The sequence below is a fragment of the Acinetobacter sp. ABJ_C4_1 genome (genome assembly GCF_044538495.1).
In the GTDB taxonomy this organism is placed as follows: domain Bacteria; phylum Pseudomonadota; class Gammaproteobacteria; order Pseudomonadales; family Moraxellaceae; genus Acinetobacter; species Acinetobacter nosocomialis_A.
In genome coordinates this window covers 58,278-73,042 of sequence record NZ_JBIUCQ010000015.1, presented here as the reverse complement: position 1 = coordinate 73,042, position 14,765 = coordinate 58,278, and the positions used below count along the sequence as shown (strand labels likewise).

The 14,765-nt window shown below is 29.4% G+C and carries 8 protein-coding genes; 4 read left to right on the top strand and 4 right to left on the bottom strand.

Features of this window, described 5'->3' with window-relative positions:
- Positions 1–52: 52 nt before the first annotated feature.
- Together ACIF8R_RS15810 and ACIF8R_RS15805 are read left to right on the top strand one after the other, a co-directional pair.
- Entirely contained in the window at positions 53–178 is a 126-nt protein-coding gene (locus ACIF8R_RS15810) for a hypothetical protein (protein ID WP_262408998.1), read from the top strand.
- Positions 179–402: 224 nt separating this feature from the next.
- Complete coding sequence (locus ACIF8R_RS15805; RefSeq protein WP_396481814.1) at positions 403–1,452, top strand: cytoplasmic protein; 1,050 nt, start codon at positions 403–405, stop codon at positions 1,450–1,452.
- A 366-nt stretch (positions 1,453–1,818) separates the two neighbouring features.
- Here the strand turns inward: ACIF8R_RS15805 and ACIF8R_RS15800 are convergent, their stop codons facing one another.
- Together ACIF8R_RS15800 and ACIF8R_RS15795 are read right to left on the bottom strand one after the other, a co-directional pair.
- On the bottom strand, positions 1,819–6,108 hold the full coding sequence (locus ACIF8R_RS15800; protein ID WP_396481812.1) for a hypothetical protein: 4,290 nt from the start codon (positions 6,106–6,108) through the stop codon (positions 1,819–1,821).
- Positions 6,109–6,172: 64 nt separating this feature from the next.
- Positions 6,173–6,334: a hypothetical protein gene (locus ACIF8R_RS15795; RefSeq protein ID WP_396481810.1), complete on the bottom strand. Its 162-nt coding sequence runs from the start codon at positions 6,332–6,334 to the stop codon at positions 6,173–6,175.
- A gap of 72 nt (positions 6,335–6,406) precedes the next feature.
- Here ACIF8R_RS15795 and ACIF8R_RS15790 point away from each other — a divergent pair, with 72 nt between their 5' ends.
- On the top strand, positions 6,407–10,294 hold the full coding sequence (locus ACIF8R_RS15790) for a DUF4365 domain-containing protein (protein ID WP_396481808.1): 3,888 nt from the start codon (positions 6,407–6,409) through the stop codon (positions 10,292–10,294).
- Between the two features lie 308 nt (positions 10,295–10,602).
- A complete protein-coding gene (locus ACIF8R_RS15785) occupies positions 10,603–11,019 on the top strand; it encodes a hypothetical protein (protein ID WP_396481806.1) in 417 nt (138 codons plus the stop codon).
- An 89-nt stretch (positions 11,020–11,108) separates the two neighbouring features.
- Here the strand turns inward: ACIF8R_RS15785 and ACIF8R_RS15780 are convergent, their stop codons facing one another.
- Positions 11,109–13,559 carry a hypothetical protein gene (locus tag ACIF8R_RS15780; protein ID WP_396481804.1) on the bottom strand — a complete coding sequence of 817 codons (2,451 nt, stop codon included), beginning with the start codon at positions 13,557–13,559 and terminating at the stop codon, positions 11,109–11,111.
- A gap of 80 nt (positions 13,560–13,639) precedes the next feature.
- The gene (locus ACIF8R_RS15775) at positions 13,640–14,434 is read right to left on the bottom strand and encodes a hypothetical protein (RefSeq protein WP_396481802.1); all 795 of its coding nucleotides are present in this window, start codon (positions 14,432–14,434) and stop codon (positions 13,640–13,642) included.
- Positions 14,435–14,765 lie beyond the last annotated feature (331 nt).

The window sequence follows — 14,765 nt, the reverse complement described above, 5'->3', positions numbered from 1 at the left end:
ACTTCAACTATCTTTACATTTTGAGAATCTTGTTATTAAGCATTCGTGAGAAATGCTTACAGGTAAATATCGTAAAGGAGAAAATGTTCGTGCTAAAGGCTTTGGTGGAAAAGTATTTCAGGCAAAAGATACAGCTCAACGCACAATAACTTTAGATAGAGTTAAATCTGTTTTTTAAGGCAAAATAATAAAGAGTGTTCTATATATTCCTTTTGATTTTAGTTATTATTTTCTATATATTTTTTCGTATATCTAATACTTTTTTCTAATTATATCGTTAATGAATGATCCACTTACTTTAAGAGCTTCTACAGTCATACAAAGTAGCGGTTATGCAAGCAGACGATAAATAATAGTAAGGTTAAATTAATAAAAAATAGACATCAATTCGAGGGAAAAATAATGACCAATAAATATTATGTTTATGTACATGAAACATTATCAGGTAATGTATTTTATGTTGGTAAGGGATCTGGCGATAGAGCTTGGCGAAAAGGAAGAGATTTGAATTGGGGTCTGTATGTTGATAAATACTTAAATAATCAATACAACATTCGAATTGTACTCGATAACTTATCAGAAACTCAGGCATTGAATGAGGAAGAAAAATTACTTTCAAAATATGGAGATCAGCTAGTAAATCGACAAAACATGAATCGAAGCCTAAATATAAAGGCTTTAAATATTCGAAATGAAATTGAGGCGAAACTAAGGAAAGTTGAGTTGGATGCTGAACTAGCCAATGATATAAATGAAAAAGCTAATTTATTTCTAGAAGCATTGAAATACCATAAATTATTTGCAAATACTATTATTGAAAATGGGCTATTGGCTGAGTTACTTGCCCTACATCCTCTGGGGAATGTCCAATTACTCGAAAAAACAGTAAGGGCTTTAATTGCTGCTAACAGAAAAGAACAAGCGCAAATAATTTTTGACCAGTATTTGAAGGACTATCCACATGAAAAAGAATTCGCAAAGGTTGCAATAATTAATAAAGTTATTGATAAAGGGACAGTAAAATTAACAGAACAAGAGGATTTTGTTCCACCCGATCCATTGCCTAAAGGATGGCAATACGCCAAAGAGCGAAATGAGCAAGTATTACGTTTAGATCATAAGATGTACGAACAAACCAAACTAGAGAGTTACGATTTAAATGTACTTAGAAGTCTAATAGAACAGGATTTATCTATTGCTATGAAGTATGTGAAGAATTGGATAGTTCAAGATGAAAGAGTTAAACGTAAAGATCCTCTTGATAATGCATTATGGCTATATTCAGAAGCGAGAAAAATTGCCAATAAGCAAAAAAATCTATTAGAGGAGTGCTTGTTTCAGCAACGATTTACAAATCTATTAAAGGGGCGTAATAAACATTATGAAAAAAATCTTATAATACTAAGGAAACTTGCAGCAAAACTTTCCAAGCAGAATATGGTGAAGAAATAGGTTCTTGTTTCAAAGATTTCTTAAATTTTGAAATTTATTACCTATTCTTCAGAGGATGCCGGTATAAGAAAGATTATAATCTACAAAAAATTAATGTTTTTTTACGGTACAAACTTGCAAAATGAAATTATTATACGCCCCAATATTCAATATATAGAAAATCTAGGAGCATTAAAGAAACTGAAGATGCTGTAATAGCTGGCTTAAAAGTTGGTGTTACATTATAAATAATAAAAAATTATTAAGAATCCTCTTTCAATAAGAGAATCCTTAATAAATTATCAAATCTACATAAGGATATAATTATTTAAACTATAAATACATGACATTTAGTTATTATTAATAATGAATAGAATATTAGTATTCTTATAACTCTTTCGGGTATAACAATGTGTATAAAGTGTCAGTCTCAATGCTTGCTTCATCATAATTACTGTTCCCTTCTTTTTTAAAATCTTGAAAAAAAATTTTTGGTTCACCTTTTAAATTTCCGCGATAGAGCTCAATTAGACTCGAAAACTCTACCCTCTGATGTGGTACATCATCATTACCATATAGCGATCCCATATACCATTTCGAACCTAAAACGGTCCAAAAGATTTTTAAATTATTTTCATCAAGAAAGTTTATTAAATCAGCTTTCCTTATAGCCAAGACATTTTTACTGTAAGTAGAAATAGTTGCTGAAGGATCAAACGCTATGATTTTACCTTCATTATCTTGCCAATATCCTAAAGTATCTGAATAGTTGATTGATAGTTTTTCAACTAACAAATTACAAGGCGCTAAAAAGCTATATCCATTTTTTTCTATACGTGATTCCCATGAATGTCTTTCGGCTGTAGACATAACCTTTACATTATGAGGTACTTTTTCCCCCCATTTCTCTAAATATTCCCATTCATTTCCATTTAGCTGTTCAAAATAAGCTTCGTTCCAATAATATTCTTTGCAAAATAGATTATTGAATGTATTCGATTCTGGCATCCACTGTCCCATGAAATGCTGTTTTTTAAGCCAGTTAATTGCTTTTGGATAATTTGATTTTGGAATAAAATAACTTTTAATTTGTATCCACAAATTTTTCTTATTTTTATCTTCGTAAGCTCCAAACTTACCAGGTTCTATAAAATCTAAATTACGCTCTAAAACCAACCATTCTTCTCCATCTAGTTCAAATTCTATCATAGGATTTATAGAAGGAATATCGTGGCTCGTCGCCCAAGTTGATAAATCACCGTCCCAATTTTGAAATTCAATTTCGGGGATTCCATTAGCGTATTCAGGGTAATTATTATTTCCTTTATTTATGTAAAATGTTGGATCAATCTCTCTAACATGCAAATCATTAATATATTTAAGCCATATTCTACTACCATCATCATTCCAATAATTACTAGAACATTGATGAGAATCAATGACCTGTGCCAAAACTTCAAATAAAGCTAACCATTGATATTTTTTACCAATTCGTTCTATATCATTGTCATATCTCGAGTTATATCTTATATTTCTATCAAATTCCCCATGTTTTTCAACATCATATCCATATTTATCGAAAATTAATTGACATGCATAATTACTTAACAAATCTACATCAATGATTTTTTTCCAGCGATAAAATTTAGATTCGAAAGTATATCTTCCGAAGTCACCATAACCACATATACCTCTACCGTATTCTGTTGTCATTGATCTTAGAATACGATTAGCTGAGTAATAATAATCCTTAAAATCTGAAGCTTCCTCATTACGTTTATATATTTCATCAATTTCTTGAATAGTAGGAAATTTTTTAGGAAGTTTACTATTGTAAGGCGGTGTGATTCTCTCGTTTATTGCATCTATTTCACGTTGGGTATAGTTAACTTTATTTTTATACATGTGATATTGAATAATATTTTTTGCATAATCCCTGATTAAAACATTTGGATAAATTTCTTTTTCTTCTTTTATTTGAAATATTAGCTTATCTATTTCTCGCGCAAGTTCGGATAGTCTATCTAACTCATTTGAACTTAGTATAGAACTATAAATTGCTAATAGAACCCGTTCTAAAATGTATGGATCATTTGTATCATAAAAAAGATTAATTAACTTTATGGATACATCAATTCTATTAATAAGAATAGTAGATAACGCGTTGGTCACTTCATTTCTTAAATGTATGTCAGTAGTTGTGAGCAACCATGAGATCCCTATCGCAACATTTAACAACGAATTTTGACTAATTAACCTATTATTTCGATTAGTAAGGCACCATTTAACTAGTCTTTCTATTGCAGGAATAAAATAGAGACTTTTATTAATCAAAACAGTCCAAAAAGAATCCCGGTCAGCCAATGAGTATTCTTTAAGAAATTTATGGAGGTAAATTCCATTCAAAGGATGTTCTTCTTCTGCAATAACTTGATATAACATATTAAAAAAACAATACCAATTTTTATTACTTAGAGGTTCATTTTTCAGAAAATTAAAAATATCGTGGGTTTTAATTTGAAATGGATCCCGCCAGACTAAACTTTCGATAATTAAATTTTTAAAATCCTCTAATAGGTAGTCTGTGACTTTTATATAATCAAACAATTCAACATTATATTTTACTGGAGAGAGGACACTTAAAGCTTGCCATAAGCCTTTGTTATAATGAAAATTATCTAAATCTAATAAATCATTGTTGCTTGATTGCATCCAATTGAGAAATTCAGAAAAGTTCTCATATTTATTTAATAGATATTCAACACTGATATAGTCACCCATACGTTCATAAGTGAAATAAACAATTTCATCATTATGACCATGATAAAGATTTTTAGACAATATTCCTTCTCTAATCATAAGATCTAAAAATTGTTTTGCTTGATGATCAGAAATATCGTCACTTAAAATTTTTGCAATTTTTCTTCTCATTGATATAAAAGAAAGTGAGCTAGACCCCTGATCAAGCTGGTTTTCTACTATGATAGCAAGGGCAGCATTGACTAGCCTTAGTGAAGCCTCAACATCAAGTTTTTCGGCTATGACCTGATTAATTCCGTTAATATAGCAATCTATTATATTAAAAATACCATTAAAGCCTTTTGGAATAGTATTCAGATTTTGAATTTTTAGACTCTGACAGAATAATTTAAGATATAAAGGATTAGAAAACTCTGGATTAAGCAGAGGTATACTTGGAGTTTGAATATTATAGTATTCAAAGAAAATTCTACATGCATCGAACTCTATTTCATGAAATCCTTGATGCTGAATTTCATAAATCAATTCCGAAGAGTCATCTGTAAGTTTAGAGCAAATCTGATCCTTATAGGTGTCTCTAATTGATATTACTAAACCAATTCTTTGGTATTGAGAAATTAGCTTAAGGAATCCGTTAAGTGAGTCAGCCCATAATATTCGGCCTTCCCCTTCATTTAAAGCATCGATAACAATTACAAAACGTTCATTATTTAATTCAGCAATAGAATCAAGAGTGGATAAAAACTCTTTTTCAAGTAAATTTATTCTTAAATTTTTATTTAAAATCTGATACCAAATATTGGATTTTTCAGTAAAATCTTGCCCTAATAAAAATAAATGACCATTTTGTTTTTCTTTAGAATGAATAAAATCTCCTAAAAGATGCGACTTGCCTTGCCCAGCCTCGCCAGATAAAAGTAATTTTTTTCCATTAAAAAGCTCAATGGCTGAAGAAGAAATTTCTGATTTTAAGTTTAGAAGTACTTCAAATGCTTTATTTAAGTTGTTTAATAGATAAGACTCAGAATCCTCACGTTCTTTTTTATCCCAGAGCAATTCCCTTTTATCAGCTATAATTTTTACAGAATATTCAATATTTTTTTTCAAATAACTGCTCGGGATTGTTCTTAGTAGATCGTATTGATTAAGATCTAATTCTCTTCTCAGCTCAGGTATAAGTGAGTTAAGACTTTCATAAATTGAAATTTCATTTTTAATTTTAAGAGAAGTTTCGTCTAGCTGGACTAACAACTTATGACATGTATTTGTAAATCTTTCTTTAAATGCTTTAGTTCTTGTAAGTGCTTCAAGATTTATAGATATAGGGAGATCGACATTTATTTCAGGGGTATAGCGATGTCCAAGATTTGCTAAAGCAGTTTGATTATGATTTTTAAACCAATCATCCGTAAATTCATGCTCAGAAAACCAAAATTTTAATTTCCCGATATTTTTTTCTTGTGATAATCGTTCTACTAATTCATAACTTCCCCAATATTCAAAAGTAATATTACGACCGAGTATACTAGCTTGTTCACTCCATTTTTTTGTATATGACTCCCATTTTTTAAGGAATGAATTTCTTCCCTCCACTCCAGCATTATTACGATCTATTGGACAACAAATATAATATTTACATAAAGTAGGATAGTTTTTTAATGCTTCTTTAAAAGACTCCTCTATCTGTTGCCATTGTGAAGTACTAAAGGAGTTTATAAAAAATTTTGCTTGCCATCCGTAGTATTCGCCATTTTCTAATTGGGCAAAAGATTCTATTCCACCATCTGGTGCTGCTACTCGAATAAAATTTATTTTTCTTTCAATTGATTCCGAATTAGCTAACTGACAAACCAACTCTTCAAAAGCATTATTTTGTGAACCATTAAAAGTTCTTATTTTATTCCATTGGATGGTCATTAAGCACCTTATTTACAATAGTAAAGCATGTTTAGTTATCAATTTAATCATATATTTTAGTATGTTATTTTTTTTTTTGAATACCCGTTAATCTTATTAAAGTCTTATATTCAGGAACAAAAGCATTAAGGTGCCTACCTTCATCTTTCCAGCTTGGGAAAAGTTCATTGCTGACAAATTGGTCAAGCGTATCAATTTTAAAGTTTTCAACAATTTTAAACTGCATGTAACACTTAGTAAAAATAAAAAAAATGCTTATAATCAGATTATTAAATATAATTTCTAGTATGGTTCCATCATGAGTGATAACTTACCAACGGAAGGAAAAAGTCAAGAAATTGGGCGCATAGCAAAGGACATCTTTGGATATAAAAAACCCCGCTCTTGGATACCTAAAGAACAAGACGGTGATACTGATTTTGGCATTGATTATGTATTTCAAGTTAAAAATCCTCAAGGCGAAGTGGAATATTCTTTCTATTTACAATTAAAAGGAACGGAATCACCTTCGTATAGTTCAGATGAGCTCTATATCAAGCATCAATTTAAAACTAAAACACTTAATTTTTATTTAAAACAAGATCCTGTAGTGATGGTGATTATTGTTGATCTACAAAATGAAGCTCAATATGAGGATGAACCTAATAAAATCCCGATTTATTATCAATGGCTAGACACTAACTGGTTTAAAGAGCAGAAAGTAGACTTAGATCAACAAAAGTATTTTACAGTCTCAATTCCAATATCAAACAAGATAGACAGAAAACTGGATATCTATGATTTTTTAAAAAGTCGTTATGAAGAAAAAAAAGCGACTGACAAGTTAAAATCTACACTTAAGGATCTTAAAAAGCCTGTATTAGAGAACTTAGAACTAATTTCTGAAAAAATAAAAACTAAGCCCATTTATTTAGAAAGTATGGCTACAGACAACCTAGAGCCTTGGATTAATGATCCTGAAGGTGCTGTAGCAAGTCAGCTTAAAATTTGTGCTGGATATTTTGATAATAATAAAATCAAAGAAGCAAAAGATCTACTAATTAAGTTACAACCTAAAAGTATTGATTTTTCAATACACGAACTTGCAGAATTTCACCTTCAACTTGGAAATGTTGCCATTTTTGAAGATAAATATGAAGAAGCTCTGGAACAATTTGAGAAAGCTGACAGTTTTAAAGTAAATAATCGCTATTTATATACTTACTTATTAAATAAGATTCGTTATCTAGATCTTAGCAACGAACAATTAGAAGAAATTTTGAGTTTACCTCTAAATGATAACCACAATGCTCATCTAATACGTGCAATCGCAATGACTTTAATGGGGAAAAAACAAGAGGCCCTTAGTTATTTTAAAGAAAAGCAACCTGAAAAAGTCATGAGACAGTTACTTATATGTATGAATGGTGAGCTTTATGACGAAGCAGATCAGATCATCGCTACTTATGTCCAAACTGATTTAGATTCTGATGAAGATAAATTCCTCTATCAATCCTTAGCTGCCCAAAGATACTTTCATCGGGCAACTGGAAAAGAGTCTATCTATAACACACCTTTTCCTTTAGAGGGATTTCCAGACTTTGATATAGGTTTAATGACTAGTGCTTTTAATGCGATAGAAAAGGCTTGGGAAATCAATAAAAATTTAAATTATAAATTCGATATTGAGCCAATCTTATCGTTAAGTCCATTTATTTACGGGTATTTTAATAAGTCCAATCATTTATTTTCTTATTTGGAACCACTTCTTCATTCGAGACCCACTAAATCTGTCCTAAGACAAGCTAGTCGAATTCAATATGATTACCATAATTTTTCAGAGGCTCTTGTTTTAATTGAACAACTTAAAGAGCTAGATGCTGAAGAAAAAGCCATGCTTATAATATGTTTATTTAAAGAAAGTAGGCATCAAGAAGCTTTAGACTTCCTAGCTCGTCATGAACAAGAAATCATAAGCACATGTGGGAACTCAGCTATTCAATTATTTATTATGGCTAGTGGTATCGCATCTGAGTTATTAAACATTAACCTTGCAGAAAAATACCAAAAAATTGTAGAGGAGATGCCGGATGCAGAAGCAGCCTTGGCCCTTCAAAAGTTTATTAGATCATCACATCTAAATCAAAACTATTCTAACGAAGCTCTTAAAGAGCTATATCAAACTTACCTAGCCTTACACAAACCAAAGATACTTGCAGAACAATTAATAATATTCATTCAACCAGAAAGTCAAGAAACTGCTTTAGAATATATTGATGTTGCAGAGAAAATTTTAGAATCTCAAGAGCTGTCAAATCAGAAATATTTAGGTTTATGCCAAGCCTTATTTATAGTGAAAAATTGGCCTAGAACTATTCAGATCGCTGAGAAAAATATCAAAAAAGGTTTAAGTATCGGCAAGTGGAATTTGATTAAGATTGGTGCTCAATTCAATTTAGGACTTATCGGATTGGCTAGTAACCAAATCCATCAAATGCTAAACAATCAGAATTTAGATGATGAAGATAAAAAGTTCTATATAGAACTGTGCTTGAGAATGGGACTTGGTCAGAAAATCATTAAACAGATGGTAGGGCTTTTACCCAATATAAAAAGTAAATTTGAAAAAGTTAAACTACTTTTTCAAATCATTAATATATATAAAAGCAATTCTAAATATGCTATCGAACTTCAAAATGCTATTTTCAGCTTAGGTACTTATGTAGATCAAAATGATTATTATCAAGAAGGTAATTATTTAGCTGTATTTATGACTTGTATTATGCTTAGAGGTTCTCATAAGCCTGTACATGAAATTTATATCAATGATTTTAAAGATCGACAGCATAAATACTTTAAGCAATTTCCCGAGTCTACAATTTTTAGATCAGCAATCTTTCCAAAGAATGCAACTGGAGAAGAATTGATAGCATTTTTGAATAAATTGACAGGACGGGATCAGGCTCATTTTGATCAAATAAATGAAATTATTAAAAAAATTAGAAATGGTGAATATCATTTTCCTTTTGCTTTTAGACAAAAAATTTTACAGAATACAGCCAATATTTTTCAAGCATGGCATAATGCTTGTGATAAATCTGAAAAACATTTAGATTACAAAATTATCCATAATCCAGTTAATAATAATGAAAAAGAAATTAAAGCTTTCATTGAAAATAGCTCAGGATATATTGTTTTGGATGAGACAAACTTATTGTTACTTAATCAACTTGATTTACTAGATATTTTTCTAAAAGAGCTACCTAGGTTTACGCTTTTAAGATCTGTTTTTAATAGAATTAAAAGTATAGCTCACGATAAGATGCAGCTTTTCAGTGAGCAGGCCGATAAGATTTGGCTTTCAATTCAAAGTAATATAGATAAATTAACGTTAATAGAAGAGGATGAATTTTTAGAGTATCTAGAATCATTAAAAGATGTACCTTCATTTATTTTTACTGAAGATAAAATACTTTATATTTTGCTAAAAGAAAAAATTAAAGATTTAAATTCTGGCAATATATTTAATATTATCTCATACTTGTATGAAAATAATACAATAACTAAATCTATATTTGTAGAGAAAATATCAGAATTTTTTATCTTAGACTTTAAGGGAGTCACCTTTTCAGCAAAGGATGTTCATCGTTATATGGCCTATGTGCTTGAAGATAGAACTTTACTCAATGAATATCGATCATCTCCTTTATCAAAAGTAATTGATTATTACTTATCATCTGAAGATGAACAAGCTATAAAATTGCGAAACTCTCTAGTCTTTCTTAGATATCTTAACCTTTATGAATTAGATACTGATGTACTGTCTAATATTACAAATCATATATTAGAACAAATTTATAATTTTGATAGTTATTATATTATTTCGACATATCTATTAACTTCAGGACTGAGACTTGAGTTAAGGTTACATCCTACTACTCAGCTATCCCTTGCCCATAAAAACCTATGGAAGAAATATAAAGCATTGATGGAATTAAATTCTGAAACCACTTTTACAGATGATTTTTTAATTAGTACTTTTTTAAGTGTTTTACTTAGACTTAAGAGTAATACAAATGATAGAGAGATAATTTTAATCAGTGAAAATAATATTAAACAAGCTTACTTAAACTTATTGCATTCCTTCTCCTTAAATACAGCTGAACATACGAAGATTGAGAGTTTTAAAGCTAAATTTGGATTTTAAAGAAGTGATTAAAAGTATTGAAGATGTGATTAGCCAATATAATGGTGAATTTAACCTTTTGAATTATGCAAATGGATTAGTCATCAAAAAAATATTGTTGCTCAACTATCGTGCGCCTTTGACTATGATATGAATGACTTCGATAAGCACAATGAACAGTGTCATTACTTTACCGGATGTTATGGGTTATTTAGTTTTACATCAAAAGTTCTCTCTGTAAAACAGGGTAATATTTTTCTTGCTAATTATAGTTTACAAAATCAGCCTGCATTCATAGCCAAAAGTGAGGCTTTTGAAAATAAATATGGATGTCACAACATAGTGTATTTGAGTGTTTAAATACTTACTTACATCAATTGCCATCAGTTCAGTTTTTATTTGCAATAGTCAACTATGTAAATAGTACATTTTATGTTAGTTTTCGCTTAGATAATTCTAATTCTTTAATACCACCATATTTATTTAATGTTATCGAAAGTCATTTTCGAAACCTTCATCTTTTGGAGAGATATAAACAGGCATCATTTAAAATTATTTCAGAATTCTATAATACAATTCGAGGATCGCTAACAACACAAAGTCTTGATAATGCCCTGAATAGCGCCAGAGCAACTATCCGATTAAACCAAGAAGCTTTTGGCTACAATCAATTTGAAAATGTCCTTAAATTAAAACTATGCAATGGCTTGGCTTTTAGACAATATTGCCAAGATCAGGGGTATTAAACACCCCTTTTATGGATCTTCTAAATTTTCTTAATATAAGCTAGCTTCATAATTTGAAGTAGCCTATCCATGCCCAAAGAAAAACAAAATTAAAGAGCTATAGCGATATTAGGATTTCCAAATACATGCATTGCAGCCCAGGCACTTTCAACTGGGTAAATTTCTTTAATCTTATTGTTTGCTTGTAAACTAGCATCAATAATATTTGATCCTAATTTCAAGCTATTTAGAAATTCTTCCAGCCAAGGTCCTGGAATTACTACATTTAAACTCCATGCTGGTGCAATCACAGTTTCATACCCTGCCAATAAAAGATTTTTCGTTAAAGTTTGAAAGCTTTTTGCATAAATATCCGAATGAATATGCCCACCATGACATACAAATAGAATAGCTACTTTACCATTTCCAAGAATTGAAGAAGAAGTATATTTTTTATCATCGCTAGGATATAAGCCAGTGAATCCTCCATTTCGAGCACGACCACCATGACAAATAAAAACTTTCAAATCTGTTTGATGTTTAAACTCTGGTATAAGCTCTTCTGATAGGATAACTTCTTCACTCTTAATATGCTGCATTAAACGACCATGAGCAAGTAAAATTGCTGTATCATTTTCTATTAAAGGAGCCCAAACTGATATTTTAGAAATATTTATATTTAATTTATTGTAATTCAGATAATTATCTAAAGAAAGTGGATTGCATATAGCTTGATTAGACTTAGAGTCAGTAGGTTCTAATAACAGATTGTGAGGAAAACAAGCCATATCAGTATCACAAAATACAATTGTGTGTTTATCAGTTTTTGGAATATATAATTTCGGTAAATGTTCTCGTATATTTTTACTTTCATCCAACCAAATATCCTCACGAGTTATAAATGGATTATTTATTTTAGGACTATCTATAAAGCCAAAATCAGGTAAGGATTCATTTAACCATTTAAGAATTTCTATCTTTTTTAAGTTAGGAATAATTCCTTGAGCGATAAACTCTCCTTCATCATGTAATATAAAGTATAGTTCTTGATTTAAAAAACCTAACCAAAGATAACGATAGTTTTGACGTTGTTGTAGAATTGTTTTTAATTCATGAAAATATTGAGAATTTTTACCTTTGAATTTACTTAAGGTTTCTGAATCATGGCGAATTAATTGTTTAAAAGGAAGTCCCTTACTAAGCTCAAATGCCATGCTACCATCTGACATAGCTCGATGAGCTAAAATAATACCTTCTATATCACCAGACTCTAATGAAGTTTCCAGTAAGCGTGTTGCTATTACTTGAATACGTCTGACCTCATGAATATGATCGCTTTTATTTCTGGTCAAATGTAACTTGTCAAATGCATTAATTAGAATATTTTTTGTATTTTTTCTATCTGGCAAAGACATACCTCGGATAGAGTTTATTTGCTCATCCCCTAAAGTTTTTTCAATGTGCTTTTCTAAAGTAATCAAACCATCACAACTAGGAAAATCTTTGGAACATAATATTCTCAAATTGCACAACAACGCTAGCCAAGGTACAGCAGATGCATCACCAAAAAACTTAATTTTGTCAAGATTTTTTTTAGAGTACTCATTAGCATTTAAAAGTGCTCTATAGGGATCTTGAATTAGTAATAAATTCAAATAGGCCATATGTATCTTTTGTTCATCATAAGCTTCTAAGTCACATATAGATAAGATTTTATAAAAAATTATTTCTGCCAATTCAAAGAAATTGAAGTTTCGAAAAAAAATGAAGATGGTGTTTAGTAATCTAAATTGAAATGATTTGGATACACTGCTAATGGAACTAATGCTATTAACAAGTAAGCATCCATGAATTGCAGCATCTATTGGATTATATTGCAAACAAGCTAGAGAAAATCGGCAATAATGCCCATACTCTGCATGGCCATCAAATATAGAACAATAGATAGCCTCTTCAGCATGATCACGAGCTAATTGCTGAAATCCATCACGACTTAAACGCTCTAGAACAGATTCCCATTGCATATATGTCTCGTATAATACACCCTCTTTTTTACTAAGTTCACGAGATACCCCTAAAAAAATTCCTAATATTGCTAGATCACTGGCAAGATTTTCTTCTTCTAATGGTGTTAATGCAAAATGATCAAGTAAGTCATTAATAGTTTTTAGAATAACTTCTGCAGAATAAGTAAGTGGGCTAGGAAGTCTATAATCTAAAATTCTGAATTCATTACTTGATTGCATAGACATACAATGTTTAATAAATTTAAAAAACTCATCATCACTTAATTTTTTAACTTTTTTTTTATTATCATCATAAGTAATAATATTTGATATTAAATCCAATTTATCTATGATAATTTTGCATAAAAAAGGTAAACATATTGAACTTCCTTCTTGGTGCATAAGTTCAGAAAGCTCAAAATGGTTGATTCTAAATTCATCAGCATTTAAAGAATTAAGCCATGTGAAAATTTCTTGAAATTTCTTTAAAATATTAAATTCCGATTCAGCCGAATTATCATCGGAATCAAGTAGAATTTTTAATTTTTTTAACATTTATTTAATACAACCTTATTACAAGTAATTAAAAACTAATTATTAAAAAAAGATAAATATTCATCTTCTTTTATATTAAATTAAACACCATATTTATTCTTAAGAAATTTATTGAATTTTCTTAAATTTTTTGAATTATTATTTAGATTTAGTTTTCTTTTTTTTAAGAGATTAAACTCATATTTTGCAATTTTATTGTATTCAAGTCCAAAGGTAATAACTTCATCAACTTTTCTCATACAAACTCTAACTAAGTTTACAAGTGCAAATATTTCATTTACAGTAAAAATAGAACATTCTTGATTTGTAAAGCAAAAATCATAAAGCTGTGTCGGCATGTTTCTCCAAAACTTGTTTAATTGATTAGATTCATTTTTAATTATAGACTTTAAAGCATCGTTTAAATCCTCACTTAAATGAGTAACATGATTTCTTCTCAATCTTAAATATTTAATTGTTTTTATTATTTCTATTTCAATATTCTTAGACCAACTTTGTATTTTTTGTAACAATTGTTCTTCAGGTTTTTCGTTTGATATAGAATCAAATGCAGTAGGATAAACTAATGAATGATAACTCTCAATTTCTTCAATATAATTTAACAAATACTCTACGGAAGCAATATGAATAATACCTACCAATGTATTAAATGCCTTTTTTCTATGTAGAGGTATATCATCAATTTTTATATGTAATCTCGATGAAAATTTATTCTCAAAAAAAACATCTGTTGTAAATAAGTTTTCAGTTTTTTTTAGCTTTGTAATATTCAATTCTAATTCAGCATCAGAAAATAAAAAATAACATAACTGGTCATTTACCTCTATAAGCTTTTTTTCGTATTTTCTAAGAACAGGAGATTTTATACTACTCATCGTTTGAACCTTTAAAAATAATCTTGCTAATTAATGCTTAATAAACTGACTGATTTTATATAAAATTAGAAGATATCACATTTGAATATGTGAAAAAGTTTTAACTTTTTACATTCTACAGCTCAATAATATAATAAAAATATAAAAATTTATCAATCGCATACATTTTTTTCGAACGAATGTATAAAATTTAATGCTTTCTTACAACCTATAATATTCAAGCTTTATCTTTAGTGATTGGTCGGGTTCATTTGATAAATTCATTGAGTATTTATATTACCTATACGTGCATAAATTTCATTAAATTGAGTGTTATCTTTTTAAGTAAATG